Origin of the sequence: Paeniglutamicibacter sp., from assembly GCF_046714615.1 — a bacterium.
Taxonomy (GTDB): domain Bacteria; phylum Actinomycetota; class Actinomycetes; order Actinomycetales; family Micrococcaceae; genus Paeniglutamicibacter.
In genome coordinates this window covers 75,638-93,388 of sequence record NZ_JBKKAP010000078.1, presented here as the reverse complement: position 1 = coordinate 93,388, position 17,751 = coordinate 75,638, and the positions used below count along the sequence as shown (strand labels likewise).

General features: G+C 64.2%; 23 protein-coding genes. 4 read left to right on the top strand and 19 right to left on the bottom strand.

The window, feature by feature from the left end:
* Positions 1 to 53: 53 nt before the first annotated feature.
* Entirely contained in the window at positions 54 to 305 is a 252-nt protein-coding gene (locus ACLQ7E_RS08815) for a hypothetical protein (RefSeq protein WP_411732206.1), read from the bottom strand.
* Between the two features lie 483 nt (positions 306 to 788).
* Between ACLQ7E_RS08815 and ACLQ7E_RS08810 the strand changes: the two genes are divergently transcribed.
* The 3 genes from ACLQ7E_RS08810 to ACLQ7E_RS08800 are packed head-to-tail and all read left to right on the top strand — an operon-like array spanning position 789 to position 1,861.
* On the top strand, positions 789 to 983 hold the full coding sequence (locus ACLQ7E_RS08810; protein ID WP_411732209.1) for a hypothetical protein: 195 nt from the start codon (positions 789 to 791) through the stop codon (positions 981 to 983).
* A gap of 10 nt (positions 984 to 993) precedes the next feature.
* Positions 994 to 1,401, top strand: a complete 408-nt coding sequence (locus tag ACLQ7E_RS08805; RefSeq protein ID WP_411732205.1) for a TadE family protein — start codon at positions 994 to 996, stop codon at positions 1,399 to 1,401.
* The gene (locus tag ACLQ7E_RS08800) at positions 1,394 to 1,861 is read left to right on the top strand and encodes a hypothetical protein (protein ID WP_411732204.1); all 468 of its coding nucleotides are present in this window, start codon (positions 1,394 to 1,396) and stop codon (positions 1,859 to 1,861) included. Before ACLQ7E_RS08805 ends, ACLQ7E_RS08800 begins: the two co-directional genes overlap by 8 nt.
* 191 nt (positions 1,862 to 2,052) lie before the next feature.
* Here ACLQ7E_RS08800 and ACLQ7E_RS08795 read toward each other — a convergent pair whose 3' ends face one another.
* The 10 genes from ACLQ7E_RS08795 to ACLQ7E_RS08750 all read right to left on the bottom strand — a co-directional run bounded on the left by ACLQ7E_RS08795 (position 2,053) and on the right by ACLQ7E_RS08750 (position 10,277).
* Positions 2,053 to 2,388, bottom strand: a complete 336-nt coding sequence (locus ACLQ7E_RS08795; RefSeq protein WP_411732203.1) for a hypothetical protein — start codon at positions 2,386 to 2,388, stop codon at positions 2,053 to 2,055.
* Between the two features lie 9 nt (positions 2,389 to 2,397).
* Positions 2,398 to 3,276, bottom strand: coding sequence for a peptidoglycan DD-metalloendopeptidase family protein (locus tag ACLQ7E_RS08790; protein WP_411732202.1), 879 nt, complete (start codon positions 3,274 to 3,276; stop codon positions 2,398 to 2,400).
* A gap of 107 nt (positions 3,277 to 3,383) precedes the next feature.
* The gene (locus ACLQ7E_RS08785) at positions 3,384 to 4,304 is read right to left on the bottom strand and encodes a tyrosine-type recombinase/integrase (protein WP_411732201.1); all 921 of its coding nucleotides are present in this window, start codon (positions 4,302 to 4,304) and stop codon (positions 3,384 to 3,386) included.
* A gap of 167 nt (positions 4,305 to 4,471) precedes the next feature.
* Positions 4,472 to 6,763 (bottom strand): hypothetical protein, encoded by a 2,292-nt coding sequence (locus ACLQ7E_RS08780; protein ID WP_411732200.1) that lies wholly within the window; start codon positions 6,761 to 6,763, stop codon positions 4,472 to 4,474.
* Positions 6,763 to 7,257: a hypothetical protein gene (locus ACLQ7E_RS08775; RefSeq protein WP_411732199.1), complete on the bottom strand. Its 495-nt coding sequence runs from the start codon at positions 7,255 to 7,257 to the stop codon at positions 6,763 to 6,765. Before ACLQ7E_RS08775 ends, ACLQ7E_RS08780 begins: the two co-directional genes overlap by 1 nt.
* Before the next feature lie 8 nt (positions 7,258 to 7,265).
* Entirely contained in the window at positions 7,266 to 7,751 is a 486-nt protein-coding gene (locus tag ACLQ7E_RS08770; RefSeq protein ID WP_411732198.1) for a hypothetical protein, read from the bottom strand.
* Positions 7,752 to 7,976: 225 nt separating this feature from the next.
* A complete protein-coding gene (locus ACLQ7E_RS08765) occupies positions 7,977 to 8,222 on the bottom strand; it encodes a hypothetical protein (protein WP_411732197.1) in 246 nt (81 codons plus the stop codon).
* A gap of 10 nt (positions 8,223 to 8,232) precedes the next feature.
* Positions 8,233 to 9,579 carry a pyocin knob domain-containing protein gene (locus ACLQ7E_RS08760; RefSeq protein WP_411732196.1) on the bottom strand — a complete coding sequence of 449 codons (1,347 nt, stop codon included), beginning with the start codon at positions 9,577 to 9,579 and terminating at the stop codon, positions 8,233 to 8,235.
* 3 nt (positions 9,580 to 9,582) lie between these two features.
* Positions 9,583 to 10,011, bottom strand: a complete 429-nt coding sequence (locus ACLQ7E_RS08755) for a hypothetical protein (RefSeq protein ID WP_411732195.1) — start codon at positions 10,009 to 10,011, stop codon at positions 9,583 to 9,585.
* A gap of 11 nt (positions 10,012 to 10,022) precedes the next feature.
* Positions 10,023 to 10,277 carry a hypothetical protein gene (locus ACLQ7E_RS08750; protein ID WP_411732194.1) on the bottom strand — a complete coding sequence of 85 codons (255 nt, stop codon included), beginning with the start codon at positions 10,275 to 10,277 and terminating at the stop codon, positions 10,023 to 10,025.
* Positions 10,278 to 10,343: 66 nt separating this feature from the next.
* On the opposite strand from ACLQ7E_RS08750, the gene ACLQ7E_RS08745 reads away from it, so the two are divergent.
* A complete protein-coding gene (locus tag ACLQ7E_RS08745) occupies positions 10,344 to 10,703 on the top strand; it encodes a hypothetical protein (protein ID WP_411732193.1) in 360 nt (119 codons plus the stop codon).
* Positions 10,704 to 10,726: 23 nt separating this feature from the next.
* Here ACLQ7E_RS08745 and ACLQ7E_RS08740 read toward each other — a convergent pair whose 3' ends face one another.
* The 8 genes from ACLQ7E_RS08740 to ACLQ7E_RS08705 all read right to left on the bottom strand — a co-directional run bounded on the left by ACLQ7E_RS08740 (position 10,727) and on the right by ACLQ7E_RS08705 (position 17,742).
* Positions 10,727 to 11,548, bottom strand: coding sequence for a hypothetical protein (locus tag ACLQ7E_RS08740; RefSeq protein WP_411732192.1), 822 nt, complete (start codon positions 11,546 to 11,548; stop codon positions 10,727 to 10,729).
* Positions 11,549 to 12,631, bottom strand: coding sequence for a hypothetical protein (locus ACLQ7E_RS08735; RefSeq protein ID WP_411732191.1), 1,083 nt, complete (start codon positions 12,629 to 12,631; stop codon positions 11,549 to 11,551).
* Positions 12,632 to 12,641: 10 nt separating this feature from the next.
* Positions 12,642 to 13,406 (bottom strand): hypothetical protein, encoded by a 765-nt coding sequence (locus ACLQ7E_RS08730; RefSeq protein ID WP_411732190.1) that lies wholly within the window; start codon positions 13,404 to 13,406, stop codon positions 12,642 to 12,644.
* Complete coding sequence (locus tag ACLQ7E_RS08725; RefSeq protein WP_411732189.1) at positions 13,396 to 15,366, bottom strand: hypothetical protein; 1,971 nt, start codon at positions 15,364 to 15,366, stop codon at positions 13,396 to 13,398. The genes ACLQ7E_RS08730 and ACLQ7E_RS08725 overlap by 11 nt, the downstream gene beginning before the upstream one ends.
* Positions 15,367 to 15,587: 221 nt before the next feature.
* Positions 15,588 to 15,959, bottom strand: a complete 372-nt coding sequence (locus ACLQ7E_RS08720; protein WP_411732188.1) for a hypothetical protein — start codon at positions 15,957 to 15,959, stop codon at positions 15,588 to 15,590.
* Positions 15,960 to 15,962: 3 nt separating this feature from the next.
* Positions 15,963 to 16,529, bottom strand: a complete 567-nt coding sequence (locus ACLQ7E_RS08715; protein ID WP_411732187.1) for a hypothetical protein — start codon at positions 16,527 to 16,529, stop codon at positions 15,963 to 15,965.
* Positions 16,529 to 17,557 carry a phage tail tube protein gene (locus ACLQ7E_RS08710; protein WP_411732186.1) on the bottom strand — a complete coding sequence of 343 codons (1,029 nt, stop codon included), beginning with the start codon at positions 17,555 to 17,557 and terminating at the stop codon, positions 16,529 to 16,531. The genes ACLQ7E_RS08715 and ACLQ7E_RS08710 overlap by 1 nt, the downstream gene beginning before the upstream one ends.
* Positions 17,554 to 17,742 (bottom strand): hypothetical protein, encoded by a 189-nt coding sequence (locus ACLQ7E_RS08705; protein ID WP_411732185.1) that lies wholly within the window; start codon positions 17,740 to 17,742, stop codon positions 17,554 to 17,556. The genes ACLQ7E_RS08710 and ACLQ7E_RS08705 overlap by 4 nt, the downstream gene beginning before the upstream one ends.
* Positions 17,743 to 17,751: the final 9 nt, after the last annotated feature.

Below are 17,751 nucleotides of genomic sequence, written 5' to 3'. Positions count from 1 at the left end.
GCCGGGAACCATCCGCGCGGATGGTTCCCGGCCCCTCTTGCGTGCCCAGTGGGTTAGTGGCCGAGGGCGTCCAACGCATCGAGGACGCGGCCGAGGTTCGCCTGCGCGGCCCGTGCCTGGTCCATGGTCAGTTCACCGTCGTCGTCGGCGGTGACCTCGAGGACGATGCCCCGGTCGGGGGTCCAGATGGATTCCACGGCCCCGGGCTGGTCCTCGTCGCCGAAGGCGGGTCCGAGCCCGCGCGTGAACTCGTCGGCCGGATAGTCGTTGTCGAGCATGAAGCCCTGCGGGAGTTCGGTTTTCATGATTGCCCACCAATCTTGTCTTGGAGCCGTTGGAGGCTCGCGATGACCCGGGGGAGGTATTCCACCGGGAAGTTCGTCCCTTCACGGTCCCAGTCGGTCCAGAGCGACACAAGATCGCCGAGCTCGGATTCGTCGAGGTTGGCTGTGACGCTTGTTTGGGGGTCCATATAGAAGAGTGTTCACTCATTTGTGTTTCCCATAGTTTTCGGCATCCTGCCCTTGACCATCGTTTTCGCGGTGTATCCGGGGCTCTCGCTGATCGACATGAACTACTAACGGGAGGCGCAAAATCACGACAGACGCAGTGGAACCCGAATAGGGCCCGGACGGGTCCGCCAAACGTGCGGGATGGTCAGGCCCGGCGCGGAACAAACTTCAAGTCATGCAGCACCAGGCTCTCGCGTCGGCGAACGGCGAGGGAACAAACCGGCAAGGAGAAGGAACATGAGGATCGCACGGCAGTTTGGATTGTTGATGTTCGGTATGGGCGTGTGGGCAGGTACCCGCGCCATGGATTTGGCCGGACGCGTGAAGCGCAACGAACGCGGCGACGTGCCGGGTTGGGTGATGATCACCCTCATGAGCGCGTTGCTGGTGGCGGCGCTGCTGGCCATCGCCGGACCTCGCCTGGAGGATCTGTTCAACCAGGCGATCAACCGGGTTGCGGGCCTGGGCTAGAGATACGGGCATGCCAGTGTTCGTCGTGGCTCCGAAGGACGGCGCGAGGGATGACCAGCGAGGGTCGGCGGTTGCCGAATTCGTGATGGTCTCCGCGCTGCTCATTGCCGTGTTCCTGGCGATCCTGCAGCTCACGCTGGCTCTTCATGTCAGGAACACCTTGATGGATGCCGCGGCTGCAGGTGCCCGGTACGGCACGTTGGCCGACCGCGGACCCGGTGACGGGGTGGGCCGCACCCAGGACCTCATTCGCGGGGCACTGAGCGACCGCTTCGCCTCCAACGTGCAGGCCACCGCCATCAGCGTCGGGGGAACCCCTGGCGTGCGGATCACCGTCCGGGCGGGGATCCCGCTCTTTGGCATGATTCCGTTCGCCGGTGAGTTCGTGGTGCACGGGGAGTCGGTGCGCTATGGCTAGGTCCCCGCGGGGCTGGATGAAGAAGGATGCCGGCCAGGCCGGGCGCCCGGCACTTGGGGGAGAGGCCGGGTCCTCCATCATCGAATTCATCTTCCTGGTGGTGCTGCTCCTGGTGCCGCTGGTCTACCTGGTGGTTGGCGCCGCGCAGGTCCAAGCGGCAAGCTACGCTGCGGTTGGTGCGGCGGACCACGCCGCCAAGGTCTTCGTCACTGCCGCGAGCGAGGGCCAGGGCCGCGCCCGGGCGGCAGACGCCGTCCAACGGGCAGCCGCCAACATGCAGATCGGGCCCGGTCGCACGAATTTCAGCTACAGCTGCCAAGGCACCTGTCTCTCTCCGGGAAGCACCGTGACGGTCCGGGTATCCGTCGAGACCGTCCTTCCACTGCTTCCGGAGGGCTGGAACTGGCGCACCGGAAACGTGGGCTCGAACGCAACCCAGCGGGTCGATCGATATGGGTAGCAACAGCGGAGGCCCGGGACACCTGGCGGCCACCGGCACAACGCCCGGGGCACCGTATCCGTCCGCAAAGGAGTCCGGCCAGTCGATGATCCTGATCATCGGCATGATTCGTGTGTGATTACACGCCGTGTGGGCCTTGTCTTTAACGCAGAAGAGCGCCCCCACCCGGGAAGGGTGGGGGCGCTTAGTGGTTACTGCTGGTAGCGGTCGGAATCCTCGGCCGGGGCCTCGGGGTCGCCAGCTTCATGTTTCCCGTCGTTGCCGAGTAGACCTGTGAGGTTCTTCAGGATGGTGCTGTAGACGAGCTGCTGCAGGCCGTAGACGATCAGGAAAGCCGGGAGCAGTTGCTGTTCCGCCAGCGCGCCGGAGGCCATGAGGTAGCCGACAGCGATCACCAGCGATACCAGGATGGGCAAGCCGACCCTGAGCAGCGTGGACCAGCCCGGCTGCTTGCGCCACTGGATGACGACGGGGGAGATGATTGCGAACACCGCTGTGATGACGGTGGTAAGTACTTCGGTTTCCATGGTGATTCCTTACCAGGCCTGTGCGGCCTTGAGATTGTTGATGAGCTTGCTGTTGATCGCGGAGCCGGTGCCCCAGCCCTGCCGTTCGTTGGTGTACTTGATCCACTTCTTCGAGGTGGACCCGATGAAGCCGTCCGACTTCCAGTTGTCCGGGACTCCCTTCATTCGCTTGATGGCGTTCTGCACCGAGCGGTTCTCCACGAACACTGCCTGCGTCTTGGCACCCCACACACCGTCGTCCACAAGCCCATGGGCACGCTGGAAGACCTTGACCCCGGCCTTCTGCTTCGGACCGTCCACGCCGTTGGCCAGACCCACGTCGATGCCCATGGCATTGAGCGCCTTCTGAATGGCGATGTTGTCGGCCTTCGAGTTGCCCGAGGACGCCGACGGCTTGGACGTGGACGGCTTTGGGGAAGTGCCAGGCTTCAGCGTCACCGGCTCGGTGCGGCCCGGGAAGATGCCCTTGCGGTTCAGCCAATCGCGGGAGTCAATGAAGCTGCCGTTGCACAGGATGCCGTGGTGCAGGTGGACACCGGTGGAATTCCCGGTGGTACCCATGAGGCCGATCATCTGGCCGGCCTTCACCTTCTGGCCCGGCTTCACATCGATGCGGTGCATGTGCCCGTGGTAGGACTGCATGCGGTCGGACCCGTACTTGTCCTTCAGCGTGCCAAGATCCAGCAGGACAGCGAGGCCGCTATGCGCGGGAAGGACATTGCCATTACCGACCTTCTGCACGGTGGCATCAGCCACCGCATAGAGCGGGACGTTCTCGCCCCGGACCTTCGGCGCCCAGTCCCAGCCCGCATGATCGGGACGGGACTTCGTGCGGAAACCGCTGGTCGAATGAGATCCCACCGGGACGGGGGAAGAAAAGACGGACATGATGGTTGCCTCCTGTTTTCGGGCATAGAAAAAGGCCCATCGTTTGATGAGCCTTTAGGGGTGGTGGCTGGGGCCCGCCGGTTGGCGGGCCCCAGAGGTGGAGAAATTTAGGAAGTGCCGTCCAGGAACGCCGCTACGGTGTGCACGCCGTGGCCGTCGTGGCGCCGCCGGCGGCGGTCATACTGTGCGGTGGTGTTCGAGCTTCGGTGCCGGGCCGCGAGCTGTACATCCCGCAAGGACACCCCGGCGTCCAGCGCCACACCCACGAAGGAATGGCGCAGCATGTGGCTGTGTACGTGTCGGTCGATCTTTGCCTGCCTGGCAAGCCGCTCGATGACCGGGCGCACCGAGGTCCGGCAATGCGGGGTCCCCTTGCGCCGGCCCGACTGCCGGAAGAGCAACGGCCCCTCGGTGCGTTCCCCGGCCGCGGCGTCCAAGGCCCGCTGCACCGGGACCGGCAGCGGGATGGTGGCCCGCTTGCCGCCCTTGCCCGTGAACTTCAAGACGCGATGCCCGCCCTCGTGGTGCTGGAAGTCCTGCACCTGGATGGAGCAGGCCTCCGAAACCCGAAGCCCGAGCATGCCCATCAGGACGACCAGCGCCCACTCGGTGGGATTGGCCGTCCTGGCCGCCTGCAGCATGGCGCCGAGTTCGAAACGATCCAGCCCCAGCATGCGGGCCTCGTCCTCGGCGTACCTGGGCACCCGCACGAACTCGGCCGGGTTCTTGGGAATGAACTCATCGATCGCGGCAAAGCGGTAATAGCCGCGGACCACGCCGAGCTGGTGGGCGAGGGTGGAACGGGCGATCCCCGAGTTCTCCATCCATCTCACATAGAGCTCGAGGATGGGCCGCTTCACCTGCAGCGGGTCAAGCCCGTTCGAGTCACACCAGCGCAAGTACTTCTTGAGTGCGAAGGTGTAGGTCTCCAGAGTGGGTCCCGAGTAGCGGGCGAGGAATGTCCTGGCTGCCAGTTCGTCGGGTGTTGTGCTTGGGGATGGCGCAAGTAGCGCCGTAGACTGGTCCACGTCGTCTCCATGTTGCTTACAGGCTGATGGTGACGGCATAGGCCCTGTCGGTGTTAGCGCACCGGCGGGGCCGCCGTCATTTTGGAAACTTCACCATATGACGACGACCTGACAATTCCCTGTGTGACGAGTGGTTCTTGAGTGAACAATCCCGGCAGATAGGTGGGCTAGAACTTGATGGACGGGGATGCCCCGGCCGTTCCGACCCACATGGCCCCGGTGTCGTCCCCGTTGAACAGTGCCCCCGCCTGGGTGACCCCGCGTTCGAGGACAGGCTTTGGGCTGACGATGATGCGCCGCCCGGCCAGCGCGGTGGTGCGCATCTGGATCTGTAGCCGGGCCGCTTCCGTCAGTGCGGCGGTGGCCGGCATGGCTGCGGTGAGGCGTTTCGTTTCCCCGGGGTTGATCGTGATGATCGGCCCGACCACGCTGTTGGTGAGCGCCCAGTTCAGTGCATCGATCTTCCGGTAGGCGATCACCACGGCCGCGAGTGTGATTGCCGGATATCCGGCGGGCACGGTCACGTCCACCGCTCCCGCGATCGGCACGCCTGGCCCCACGGGGACAGGCGTGGTGTTGTACACGAGGGGGTTGAATGTCGTTGCGGTATCGGACACGTCAAGCACGCCGCCCGCGCTGCCCGTCCCCGTTGCTACTGGGATTTCCCAGCCCGTCCAGTCCGTGATGCGCGTGTTCTCCAGGATGTTCATCCGGTACGCGAGCGGCATCTGCGGCGCCACGCCCGGTGCGGGGGACACGGCGTAGACCGTATTGCCGTCCGCAACCACGGGCGGGAAGGACGGGTGTGACGCCTCCACGTAGGAGTCGTGCAGCAGGTTCCCGGATGCGTAAAGCGTGTAGGGGGTTTCCCCGACATTGAAAGTGAACCCGGCGAACTCGTTGCCCACGGACGGAGCGCCGTTCGCGGAACCCTGTGAGTTGCTGGAGCAATTCAGGCCGATCTTCGGTGACTTGAGCCGACCGCCAAGGAACCGGTTGTACCGGCCTGACACCACGTTGAGAACGCCTGTGAGCGATTCGGTCACGTCGATGTTGGTGGTCACGACGGTGTTGTAAGAGCAGGGCCCGTCCCAGCCTTCCTCGTTGGTGGAGGTGCGGTCATCCAGGTAGACCCCCACCCAGGCGTGGCCGGTGACCTGGACTTCCTCGAAGTGGTTGCGTTCGCATGCCTGATAGATCCACAACGCCGACCCCTTCGAGGCAGCCGGCACGGAGCAATCGTGCAGGTGGATGCGTTGCGCATGGTTATGCGCCGCGCCCCGGGCGAACATGAACCCGCCTGTTTCACCGTTCACGACCCGCAGATCGTAGACCCCCCACGAACCAAGCTGGACGAGTACAGCGTGCACCGATGACGGCGCTCCCGCGAGGGGCTTGTTGCCGTCGATGGTCGGGTAGCCGATGATGCCCGAACCGACCGCGCCGAAGCTCACCGGCACCCCGGTGGCCGCCGAGATTGCCGGGCGGTCGAGGGTCAGGGTGTTCCCGTCCACCTTCATGACGGTCGCATACAGGCGGCGGGCGATGCCGATGGGCGCGATGGTGGTGTGCGCTGCGGCGATGGTTCCGTATGCACCGCGGGTCACCCCGGTGAGCGCGGCGCCAGTCCTCCCGGTGAACGTGATCAATTCGCTATCGACCAGAAGCGTTCCGGTCGTGGCGAGTCCCGTCACGTTCGCCAGGGTCAGCGCAGTGGTCACCCCGTCAATGGCGGCGGTGAGCACGGTCTGCTGAGAATCGAGGATGCCACCAGCAGCGAACACCGCGACCCGCGAGCCGAACTCGATTCCCGCAGTACCCCCATCGGTGATCGTGAGCGTGCGTGCATCCTTCACTGCGTTGCCCGTGCGGGTGTTCAGCCGGGTGGTGATGATGCCCGGGGCCAGCCCGTCAGGGGATTTCAGGGTGACGCCGGGCATGTCGAAGATGACCCGTGAATCCTGGACGATGCCCTTTACCGTGTACACGCCGGGTTCAAGCGTGACCGTTCCGCCGCCAGCGGCGGTGGCCTTGTCGTTCGCGGATTGGATCGCGGCCCGGTTCGTCTGGTAATCAGCGGCAGGGTCAGCACCTTCCTCGTTCGCGGAGAACAGCCCCGTCCGCTTACCAATCGTGGCGGATAGTGCAATCTCCGTGGCACTGCCAGGGGTATTGATCTTGGTCGCCATGACCTCGTCCGTGGGCGCCGTCGCCGCTTCTGCGGCGACCTCTGCACGGTCGGCTTCCAGCGTCGCCAAGCCCTTCGCTTCGATCGCACCGGCCGCGGCGACCACGGACCCATCACGGGCCGTCTCCGCCCCCGTGCGGGCGAGCTGTGCACCATCCCGTGCCGACACTGCGGCGGCGGCATCCACGGCCACAGAGGCAGGGGCGAAGTGGTCAGGGAAGCGGCCGTTTTCGCCTAGCATGGGCACGCGGCCCGAAGAAGTGGTTGCCATTACTGGGCTCCTTGTATCGGCATGATCAAAATAAGGTCATCGGCAGGGTCGGTCTGCCACGACTGGTAGTGCAGGACCAAGACATCCGGGTCGTCTGGATCCACCGTGGCGTGGACGCCCAGCCCGGCTTGCTCCAAGGCCGCCCACCATGCGGGGTCCGGCGCCGCGCTCGGCTCCAGGGTCTTCGGGTCAACCCGCGCCAGTTCCTTATAGGGAACGGCCCCGCCTTCTGGAACCAAGACGTATTCCGTCCAGGCCGGGATGCCGAAGCCGGAGCCCTTGATCTCCCAGCACCAGTCCAGCCCGTTCGGTTCGAGGTCCACGCTTGCCAGCCCCGAGGCCGGCACCCGTGCGGGGAAGCCCTTGGGGAGCACTACCGTCTCCGGATCCGCCGACGTCGAGTATCTACGGGTAGGCGTGAAGATGAGCCCGCCGCCAGTTGGGGATTTACCTAAGACGGTCGGTACAGCGAATTTGAAATCGACCAACGTCATGGCTACTCCTAATTCGTTTCGGGGTCGATGCCGTGCTTTTCCAGCAGCGGCAGGAATCGGCGGACGGTTCGGTCGGTGCTGTTGGCCAGCTCGACGGATTTGCGAGATTCGCGGATGTGCTCGGTTAGCTCCCGCTGGGTGCTGGCCAGCCCTTCTTGTAGGTCGCGGTCAGCGCCCCGGAGGATCCCCACTTGCTGGTCTACGCCGCGCAGGTCCTTGGTGTGGATATCCAGCTTCCGGCCGTGGTCCTTCAGCGTCTCTGCCACCGAGGCCACCGCCGACACTGCAGCGTCGGCTGCCTTGCCTACTGCTTCGAGCCGGTCGGAGAGCGGCGTCTCACGATTGTTGATACTGTGCTCGGTCTTCTCCGACGCGTGCCGGGCCGCCTTCGCGTCCTGCTTCGTGCGGGACAGGTCAAAGGACAGCTTGCCGATGAATGCGGTCAGGATGGTGACGACGCCACCAATGATTGCCAGGATGACCGTCTCAGTCACGAGTTGCCACCGCCTTGGTGTTGGGCATGGTTGCCTTTCGGGAGGGTCAGTAGGTATGGCCGGGTCGGCCGGTGCAGCTGATGGCCTGGAGGTTGTGTTCGCACCGCTCCCAATCGCACCCAGGATCGTGTCGCAGATGCCGCAGGGAATGCCAACAGTCGGGGCATCCCCCCTTGAGCATGAGCAAGTTCCGAATAGTCGCCCGTAGGCGATCCATGGTTGACCTCACAGTGCCTCCAACATTTGGCGCTTGATCTCTCGCAGCGCTTCCAAGTTCCCTTGTGCCGTCTCGTACTCGGCGTGCTTGGACTTGAATGCATCCAGCCGCGCATCTGCCGGGAATATTTCCAGGAGCGCGACGGCGGCCGCGACCGCCGCCTGCTCGAGCTCCTGCGTGGTGATCGCCAGACTGTCTTCCGCCTGCATGACGCGGAGGTTGGCTTCGGTGAGATTGCCTAGATTTTCTAGCATGTCTGTCTCCTTACGCTGCTGCTGTGGAAAGTACGCCGGTGTCGGATACGAGGATCTTCCAAAGCGTTCCGTTGGGCGAGGTCGTGACGTAGCTGCCGTCGTGGGCGATGGCGGCGACCATGGTTCCGGCCTGGTTGAAGAACTGCAGGATGTCCCCGGTGTCGTACACCTGCTGGAAGCCCATGCGCCGCTTGGTATCGTTGCGCCACACCAGGTCATTGCCGAGCGTCAGCCACCGGTTGTAGTTGTTCACGTCGTCCCACGGCCCAAGCTGGAAGAAATCCCCGTCGCCGATGTAGCCCGGGGTGATCGAGCTGTTCTGCGTGTTGTTGACCCGAACCGCGGGCATCGACCGGCAGTTGTCGATAATCATGCCGGCGCTCTCGTTGCTGTACTGGTGCAACACCCAGCCCGAGTTGGCGCCCGGCCAGTTCTGCGTGTTGATCGCATACCCGGAGCCGTGGTGGTCCTGGTCGAGGAACATCACGGACGAGCCCGCGGCGTCCTCCTGCATCCACGGCAGGCCCGTGGGCGGCTGCAGCGGCGTATACCCGTCCTCGACGCCGGCCTGATTCCAGATGCCCCAGCTCGCGCCGGGCTTGTCCGACACGAAAACGCCGTTGCGGTTCGTGTACTGGCGGTTCGTGCCCGACTGCAGCAGGAACCCCTTCAACCCGCCCGGGAACCCAAGGGACTGCGCCACGCCGTCGTTCGGTGCCTCCCACCAGCCATCCGGGAGGACGTCCATATTCTGCTGGGCGATAAGGACACCGATCTCCATGCCACCGCCACCGCTGGTCTCCAGCTCCCAGCCCTGCCACCCGTTCGTGGTGCGCCGGTTGATCCACGTCCGGTACGGCGGCGCCCACTCGCGCAGCTCCGCCAGCCCGTACCCCACGGGGTGCGTTCCTTTGCGGATCTCGCAGACCTGCACCGGCAAGGACCAGAGCGACTGCAGCGTTGCCTGGTCGTTGAAGTACCAGCCATCCGGCAGCGCGTCCCAGGTGAAGTTGCCATGGGTAGCCGCCACCAGGCGGATGGGTCGGATCGCCTCGAAGGACCACGCCTGCCAGCCCGAGGACGTCCGGCGCCGGACGTTCGATATGGCCACGGCGCCGAGCGGGCGGGAGGTCTGTAGGCCGATACCGGAGGCGTCCTTGATGGACTCGAAGTACCCGGCGGACCCGCCGGGCAGACCCAAGGCGACGGCTACAGTGGAGGACGGCACGAGCCACAGCCCATTCGCGAGGGCGTCCAGGTTGCTCCCGGTGGTCAACGTGCCCTTGAACCAATCCGGCCCGGCGGGACCGACGGGGCCCGGGCCACCTGCGAGGTTGCTAATCAGATTCCATGCCATGGTCTATTCCCATCGGTAGAGGTCGTTGGTTGATGGCTTGAACCACCACTGCCCTTTTGCTGGTGACGTGGGTTCTATCTCGGAGACCCAGACCAGAAGCTGGTTCCCAGCGGCGCCGACCCCCGCCTTGATCAGGTCGGCGATGTTGTGCGGGCCTCCGGCCGGCACCTGGATCTTTATCCCGAAATCCCAGAAGGGCGCCTCGCCCTCGTTCCAAACCAGCCCCACCTCGTACCAGGCTTCGAAGTGCATGCCGGAAGTCGCGATGAGATTCTTGGAAAACGCCCCCGCACCGTCCGGAGTGGCCCGGACTTCCTTCGTCGAATAGACCGACCCGGCATCGATACCCGCAGCGGTGACGTTCGGCCCATTGAGCCGAAACACGATTTCGGCGACGTAGGCGGCCATGGACTCTCCGGTCACCTCGAACATGCTCCCGTTGACTAGCGGCATAGTGCCTCCCTAAAAGAAGAAAGCCACCGAGTCAGCAGTGGCTTTGGGCTGTCATGGCTGGCGGCACCCGGGCTTGGGTCCTGTGTCGCCCGGGCTGATTCGAGCTGGCGGGTCAGCTCGGCTATATGCCCGTCCTTCTGAGAGGACTGGGCCACGGCCCGTTCCATCTCGAAGATCGCCACATCGAGGCGCTGGCGATAGGCAACGATCAGGTCCGAGTAGAGTTTCTGTTCTTCGAATTCCAAGGGTCATCCTTTGGCGTGTGGTGGGTGGGGTGCCATAGACTTCGGCACATGATGAAACGTGGGGGAATGATCCTTGCCGTGGCCGCGCTCGTGGCCCTGACCGGATGCTCGGCATCACCGAGTGAACCGCTGACCGCCGACACCAAAGCGCCCGTATCGGCGAGCGCCAGCACCAAGGTGGCGCCGGCTGTTGCGAAGCCCGCGGTGAATCCGAATGAGCAGATCGAGAAGCAGTTTGTTGAGTTCGCGTTGATGCGGGCTGATGTTCACAGCGTCTCGAAGAAGCCGTCGAAGAAGGCTGTCGTTGCGGCTTTGCATTCGTTCTGTGAGGACGGGAAGTCGTTCAAGCTGACTAGCTCAGCGGCTTTCAACGAGAACATGGCCGTGTCGGCGGAGCGTTCCTACTGCGACTACCTCACGAAGTAGACGCCGGGCGTTCCGCTAGTGGACTACACGAGCTGGAAGATCACTCCGCTGGCGTTCATGTGCAGGTTCGCCGAGTATGACCCAGCGGACAGGGTCGGCAGGCCGGTGACCCTGAACCGTGCCGAGGAAATTTCCGCGACTGTCACGCCGGCCGTGACGACCAGCTTCCCGTTGACGCTGGTCTGTGGCGCGTTCAGGTTGATGACACCGGCCTCGGCCCGGACCACGGATGACCCGTCGTAATTCAGCTCCGCGTAGGTACCGTTCAAGTTGACGCTCGAAGTGTCCGATGAAGCTAGCCCGAGGCTATCTGGGCCAGAGGTGAACAGCCATCCACCGGGTGCCTGGATCAATCGATCCGAAGACGGGTCGATGATGAAGGTTCCGAAGGCCGCCTTTCCGGTCGGTTCGATCGTCGTCACCCCGGCCTTGAACAGGCCACCGGCCAGCAGCTCCAGGTCGTTGCTGATCGTGGTCCTGCCGGAGATGTCCAGCAGCCCGGTGATCGTCGTGTCCCCGGTAATATCCAGCGTCCCGGCCAGCGTTGTTGGCCCGGTGACATCCAGCTGCCCCGCGATGGTGAGCGCGCCGGTGATCCCGGTCGGTCCGGCGATCGTTGTGGCGCCGGAGAGCGTGGTGTTCCCGGAGACGTTCAGCGCGCCACTGATCGTCGTCGTGCCGGTGACGTCGAGCAGGCCCTCGATGTAGACGGTGGACCCGTCAAGCCAGCGGGTGGAGCCGCGCTCCACCGCCGTGGATGAGAGCGGGGTCTGGGTGGCCAGCGCGCTCTGCCTCTTCTTGAACCGCTTGAAGTCACCCGAGTTCAGGTTGGGTTTACGCGCCACCTAAACACCACCCTTCTCCTGCAGCTCGAGCTTGATCCAGTCGCTGTTGACGTTCCCGGAGTACTTGATGACCTCCGAGAGGTGCCAGCCGTCCGGGATCTGCGGATCCCCCTGGCTATACCAGCGGACCAGGGTGCCGGGCTTGAGGTCCCACATGTTGCCGAACCGGGGCGAATCAGCACGAATGCTGAAATCGATCTGGGTAATCAGCTTGCGCGCGGCGAGCGCCGAGGTGGTGTTCTTCTGCAGCTGGGTGTTGTCCTTGATGTTCTTGAACTCGTCGACCACTTCCAGTGCGAAGGCCCCTGACCCCCCGGCGGTGCGGACGAGCATGTCCACGCCGGAGCCTTCGCCGATGCCGACTTGGAGGGTGGCGAGGGTTCGGGCGGAGCGCTTGTACTTGATTTCTTTCAGGTCGGTCTTGGGCGCGGCGAGGTTGACCTCTATGGTCTGGCCCTCGGGGCTGAGGTCACCGGTTCGCATGGTCCAGCGGAGGGACCCGTCTTCGGCCCACTCGGGGCGGAAGTCGATGTCGGGGCCGTCGTCCAGGTCCATGATCTCGGTGAGAGCGTCCAGGGCGGTGTCGAGGTTGTACCCGTGGTAGGTGCGGGTTTCGCCGCCGGTGTAGTCGGCTTCGTACCGGATGGGGATGGTTCGGCCGATGCCCGAGGTTGCCAGTTGCATGATGCGTTTGGCGATCGTGTCGTAGGACAGCCCCGAGTAGGTTTTCTTCCAGGCGCGGATCGCGGCCGTGCGGTCCTCGGCAATGAGTCGCAGGTCGGCGAGCGACCAGAAGTCATCGTGGGTGACCTGCAGGGTCTGGGCGTCCTTGTCGTAGTCGTCCTCCCAAATGATCCCCGCGTAGGTCACCACGCCGCCGTCCTCGACGACAATCACGCGGTCCAGCGGTTCGAGTAGGCCTGCCTTCATGTGCTCCTTGGTGGCCTCGTCGTTGACGTTGAAGTTCGCCGTGTGGCTTGCCCCGCCGTTTGGGGCCCTGGACCATGGGCAGTCCGTGGTGCTGATCAGTGCCTTGTCTGTCCAGTTCGCCGTGGAGACGCTCCACACGCGTGTTCCCTGCATGAGCTCCTCCTTAGATGAATGTGTCCACGACTTCGAGGACGACTGTCCCGGTGCCTGTGGTGAGTGGGGCGATGGCCACCGTCTGCCCGGCGCCGGGGTTGATGACGTTCCACTGGTAGTCGTTCAGACCGCCGGTCGCCACCGCGCCGTTGATGCGCAGGATGCCGGTGGCCAGATCGATCGTGTGGGTGTCGGATGCTCCGAGCACAGTGGTGACCGAGACGCTCTTCCCGCCCTTGGTGATCCGGTAACCGCCCGGCATGTTCCCGCTGATCGTCAAGACCGGGGTGGCCTTGTACCGGCCGCGGTGGTAGACGGAGACGGAACTGGCGGTGGAGGCCGAGAAGAACTCCCTGTCACCAAACTTGCGGGGGTCCACGGCCTTCACCTGCAGCGAGTACTCCAGCAGGGTGGGCGCCGTCCAATCCGCGTCCGCCTGCTCAACCAGCTTCACCATCGCCCACTGGGCTTGCCCGTCAGCCCGAACCGCCATCAACGCCGGCCCACCGGAAAGAAGCGCAGAGAGAATGTCCGCGCCTTCCCACCGGTCGGCCGGCCCCTTCGCCACGAAGGCACCCCTGATCGTGATGTACCGCGCCTCGTAGTAATCGATTGAATCGAAGTCACCGTCAGCATTCGGACGGGCTTCGTCCCGGGTCTTGCGGGTCGGGGCCTTCCACCACCCGTCGATGTCATCAACCTCGAAGTAGCCATGCCGGTGGTTCGGGTTGTTCAGCTCCATTCCGTCGATGATCACGCTCAGCTCATGCGCCAAGGATCAGCCCTTCCTTCCGTGCCATCGCCCGGAGCTTGGCCCAGAGCCGCTGGAACAGCTCCTCGGCGTCAGTGCCCTCCATATTGAACACCGGGGCAAACGTCGTCTCGCTGGTGGCCGGGGCCTCCTGGCTACGGCGAGCGCCAGAGGTCATGGTGCCGAAGTCCTCCGCCCCGCCGCCTGTACCGCGTGGTGCCGCCAGGGCATTCAGTCGCGGGTCTACGCCGTCTTCGATCAGCGATGAGACGCCGGCGAGTTGGTTGCCTAGGGTTGGCATTGACTTCTCGATGCCGGTGCCTAGTCCCTTCATGATCCATCCACCTGCGGGGACGAGGAGTCCGAGGTCGTAGCGCTTCGGTCCCTTGTGGTCTGCGATCCACTGGCCGATTCCGCCGACGAAGTCCTGCACGTGTTTGAAGCCTGCTTTTAGGCCGCCGAGGAAACCGTCGAGGATTTGCCCGCCGGCACCGACGAGCAGCTCGCCGAGGTTTCCCGAGGTCAGGGCATCGTAGATCTTTTGGGGCATTTCCCAGAAGAACTTCACCGCGTTTGCGATGAACTCGCCGATCCCTGTCAGGACGGATGACCAGGTTTCGGGGAGGAATGACATGATCCATGTGCCGAAGGCCTGGATGGATAGCATGACGGTGTCCCAGTTCAGGACCAGCAAGGTGATTGCGGCGACCAGGGCGATGATGCCGACGATGATCCAGGTGATGGGGCTCATGGCCATGACGGCGTTGACGATGCCGATCACCACGGCCAGCGCGCCGAGGCCTAGGACGAGCGGGGCGATGACCGGTGCGAATTGCTTGAGTCCCTCGAGGAATGGTTGCAGCACCGGGAGTGCTTCGGCGCCCATGCTCGCTAGGGTGTCTTCGGCGGTGCGTTTGAGTTCGGTCATGGCCGCGCCGGGCCCTTCTGAGAGGGCGGCGTCCAGCTTGTCTGCCGCACCTGCTGTCTTGCCCAGGCCGCCGTCTGCGGTGGTGAGGGCGGCGAGGAAGCCGGGGATCTTGTCCTTGCCGATGTCTTCGAGCGGGGTGCCGAAGAGGGCGACAGCGGCCGAGGCCTGTTTGGTGGGGTCCTTGATTTTCTGCAGGCCACCGGTGATCTTGGCGAATGCTGCAGCTGCCTCGTCTCCGCCGGCTAAGAGGTCTTTGGACATCGTTTTGCCGGAGAGGCCCAAGGCTTTCAGGGCATCTTGGGCGCCCTTGTCGTCCAGGTCCGATGCCAGGATCAGGAATTCCTTGACCGCGTCACCGGTCTTGTCCATCTGGATGGCACCGCCGTCGGCTGCATCGACAATTAGGCCCATGGCCTTTGGGCCTGTGATGCCCAGGGCCTTGAAGTCCTTGGAGTACTCGTCCAGGATCGGCATCAGTTCGCCGCGCATGGCCTTGGGTACCTTGGACGATGCGGCCGCCAGCAGGTCCATGGCGCCGACTGCGTTCTTCGCCAGACCGGTTTCCACCATGACGCCGACGGTGGCCGCGGCTTCGGCCACGTCCGCGTTGAGGACCTTGGCCAGCGACATGGCCTTTCCCGTCATCGATTGCAGGTCGGCTTCCGAGGCGTTGCGCATTCCCGTGAATGTCGACATGACGGTTTCCACCGCATCGGTCACCTCGGCGAAGGACTCACCATAGGCATCCACATACAGCTTTCCTGCCGCGCCGCCGGCAGTGGCCGACTGCTTGCGCGTGAGGTCAAGGGCAGCCGAGAGTTCCCGGGTCAGGTTGTCCCGGTCAACGGCCTCCACGAATCCCGTGGTGAGTGCGGCCCCGGCGATGCCGCCGGCGGCCGCTGCTGTCATGGGATTGAACAGCTTGGCGGTGGCCTTCTTCCCGGCGGCACCCAGCTTCCCTGCCATGGTGTCGGCAGAATCCGCGATGTCCTTGAACGCTTTGTCCACACCATCGGACTTGGCCAGGATGTCAAAGAGCAGCTGCTGTACTGCCATGGTGTGGCCTCCTTCGCGTGTTGGTTACCTGCGCCCCGGACGACGGGGTGCAGGTTTCTCTTGCTTTTTCTGGGCTTCTTCCCACGCCTTGGCGGCCCCGACGAAACGGAGCCACATGTCATAGCGCATGTCCCACACATTCAGCGGGGTGATGCCCGGCCACACATGGGCCATGACGGTGATCCAGCGGAACACCGAGGCCTCGATGTCGTCGACGTGCTCTATGCCGCCGGAACGGGTTCTACGTCCGGAGCGGAACCCGCCTGGGCTTTTGGGTCTGTCTCGGCCACCGGTGCTTCCTCGTCGTTCTCAAAACCGATCTCGACCAGCGGGTCGTTGTTGGCTTCCTCCACCGTGAGGAACTCGCCTGCAGCGCGGCGGCACAACCAGATCATGCCGCGGAACGCCTGCATGTTCTCCGCCTCCTCGAGGAAGTCGGCCTGGTCCTCGTAGTCCTTCATGCGCTGCAGCGTCTCGCGCAAGGACTTCATGCCCATGCCGGTCTGCAGCTTGAGGGCGTACAGGTCGTTGAGCGTGGCCCGCTGCAGCGACTCCGCCAGTGGGTACTTCTTGCCGTTGATGACGATCTTCATGGGTCATCCCTTTCCGTTGAGTGCATCGTTGATGGCCTTCTCGGCCTTCTTGCGGGCTTCGACGCCGCCGGCCTTGATCGGCTTCCACCAGTACGGCTGCCCATACTGGGCGACGTAGGCATCGGTGCCGAACACCTGGTGGCGGAAAATCTTCTTGTTCCAGACCTTCGTCATCACGCCGCCGACGTTCTTGTTCGCCTGGATGCGGATGCCCGAGCGGGTCTTGCCCGCGACCACACGGGTCTTGAGTGAGCCGGCCACCTTGCGGCGCATGCCCTTGGTGCGCTTCCTGGACGCGGCCTTGGCCTCGTACACGTTGACCGCCCGCAGGTAGGCCTTGCGGCCGTTCTTCGGCTTCACCCGCACCAGCTTCTTTCCGGTGCGCTGGGCCATGCCCGGCAGTGGGGCGGAGAGCAAGGACTTCTGATCCGCGATGATGTCGTCACCCACACCCCGCAGGGACTTGCGCAGGTTCCGGTGGATCCGTGGACCCTGCTCTTCCTTGACCTTGGCGAGCGTGGCCCGGAGCGATCGGAGATCGATGGTGATCTCCGGCTCGCCGCCGGCCACTAGATCGCCGTATCCGTGGACACGTACACCGCAGTAAGCGGGGCCACACCGGTGGCCAGCGAATCGAGCACCACGTAGTCGATCTCCTGAGCGATCGGCTCGCCGCCATTGGACGCCGGAATCTGCCCGTCCAGCTTGATCGATTCCATGACCAGCTGCAGGGTTGGCTTCACGCCCGCACTGATCTCCACCGGATGCTCGAAGGTGAGCACCAGGGACAGCGGGAGCTGCTGCAGGTACGCATCCCGCAACATGTTGTTGTCATACTCCGCGGTGATGGACCCGGTCAGCTCGGCCAAACCCACGACCGGCTTGCGGCCGCGCTTGCCCTCTGACCCGAAGGTGAAGCCGCCCTCGTCCAAGGTGTTGGCGATCGACAGGGAAAAGTCGGTCACGTTCCCGGCCACTGTGCCGCCCGTGGCGGGCGCCGTAGCGGTCGGGTGGGTGATTGTGCCACCGATGGTGATTGCGCCGTGCACGAAGGTGAACAGCTCCGCATTCACCGGGTATACCGGCGGGACGTACGCGGTGTCGGTAACGATCTCCCGGGCGTTCCACGAAGTCGTCAGCTTCACGATCTCCCCGGCCGCGGCCGCGAACTCACCCGAGGCACACACCGCCCCGTGGAAGGTGTGCGCCTGGATGGCACCGCCACCTAACAACGGCACACCCTTCTGGATGGTGAAGGACGGGATCGGGTCCGTGGTCGTGAGCTTGTGCACCTGCTGGTATGCGCCAGTGGATCCGACCTGGGCGATCGACGAATTGCCGAAGAGTGCCGCCAGGAAGATCCCCAGGCCCTTGGTGCTGGCCTCAAGCTCGATGTCACCGGAGGCCTGATCCTTCACCAGTACACGGCGCTTCTCCCGCGGGACACGCGAGCCGACCCGCAGGCCCTCGCCCTGGACGATCTCCGGTTCCCACACGAGGGACTCGGAAATGAACTCGACGAACTGCGCCGGGGTGCCCGGCACGCCGTAGGCGGTTTCCTGCTGTAGCCCAATCGAGCAATCAAGCTGGGTCGTCATGATGGATCCTCGCTTCCTGCAGAGTGGCCAGGGGCGGCCACAAAGTTTTCGGTTTGCGCCAGCAACTGCTTGGCGAATTCTTCGGACACCGTGACCTGCTCACCGGCTTTCACCACCGAGCCGAGCAACGGCACATCCAGATCCCCTCGAGGGGAAACGTTCACGATCTTCACTGTCTTGGCCACGACGGGGCT

Bases quoted from the DNA above. Each gene is read 5' to 3' on its own strand.
- ACLQ7E_RS08815 (WP_411732206.1), bottom strand. From the start codon at position 305: ATGAAAACCGAACTCCCGCAGGGCTTCATGCTCGACAACGACTATCCG.
- ACLQ7E_RS08810 (WP_411732209.1), top strand. From the start codon at position 789: ATGGGCGTGTGGGCAGGTACCCGCGCCATGGATTTGGCCGGACGCGTG.
- ACLQ7E_RS08805 (WP_411732205.1), top strand. From the start codon at position 994: ATGCCAGTGTTCGTCGTGGCTCCGAAGGACGGCGCGAGGGATGACCAG.
- ACLQ7E_RS08800 (WP_411732204.1), top strand. From the start codon at position 1,394: ATGGCTAGGTCCCCGCGGGGCTGGATGAAGAAGGATGCCGGCCAGGCC.
- ACLQ7E_RS08795 (WP_411732203.1), bottom strand. From the start codon at position 2,388: ATGGAAACCGAAGTACTTACCACCGTCATCACAGCGGTGTTCGCAATC.
- ACLQ7E_RS08790 (WP_411732202.1), bottom strand. From the start codon at position 3,276: ATGTCCGTCTTTTCTTCCCCCGTCCCGGTGGGATCTCATTCGACCAGC.
- ACLQ7E_RS08780 (WP_411732200.1), bottom strand. From the start codon at position 6,763: ATGGCAACCACTTCTTCGGGCCGCGTGCCCATGCTAGGCGAAAACGGC.
- ACLQ7E_RS08775 (WP_411732199.1), bottom strand. From the start codon at position 7,257: ATGACGTTGGTCGATTTCAAATTCGCTGTACCGACCGTCTTAGGTAAA.
- ACLQ7E_RS08765 (WP_411732197.1), bottom strand. From the start codon at position 8,222: ATGCTAGAAAATCTAGGCAATCTCACCGAAGCCAACCTCCGCGTCATG.
- ACLQ7E_RS08760 (WP_411732196.1), bottom strand. From the start codon at position 9,579: ATGGCATGGAATCTGATTAGCAACCTCGCAGGTGGCCCGGGCCCCGTC.
- ACLQ7E_RS08755 (WP_411732195.1), bottom strand. From the start codon at position 10,011: ATGTTCGAGGTGACCGGAGAGTCCATGGCCGCCTACGTCGCCGAAATC.
- ACLQ7E_RS08745 (WP_411732193.1), top strand. From the start codon at position 10,344: ATGATCCTTGCCGTGGCCGCGCTCGTGGCCCTGACCGGATGCTCGGCA.
- ACLQ7E_RS08735 (WP_411732191.1), bottom strand. From the start codon at position 12,631: ATGCAGGGAACACGCGTGTGGAGCGTCTCCACGGCGAACTGGACAGAC.
- ACLQ7E_RS08725 (WP_411732189.1), bottom strand. From the start codon at position 15,366: ATGGCAGTACAGCAGCTGCTCTTTGACATCCTGGCCAAGTCCGATGGT.
- ACLQ7E_RS08720 (WP_411732188.1), bottom strand. From the start codon at position 15,959: ATGAAGATCGTCATCAACGGCAAGAAGTACCCACTGGCGGAGTCGCTG.
- ACLQ7E_RS08710 (WP_411732186.1), bottom strand. From the start codon at position 17,557: ATGACGACCCAGCTTGATTGCTCGATTGGGCTACAGCAGGAAACCGCC.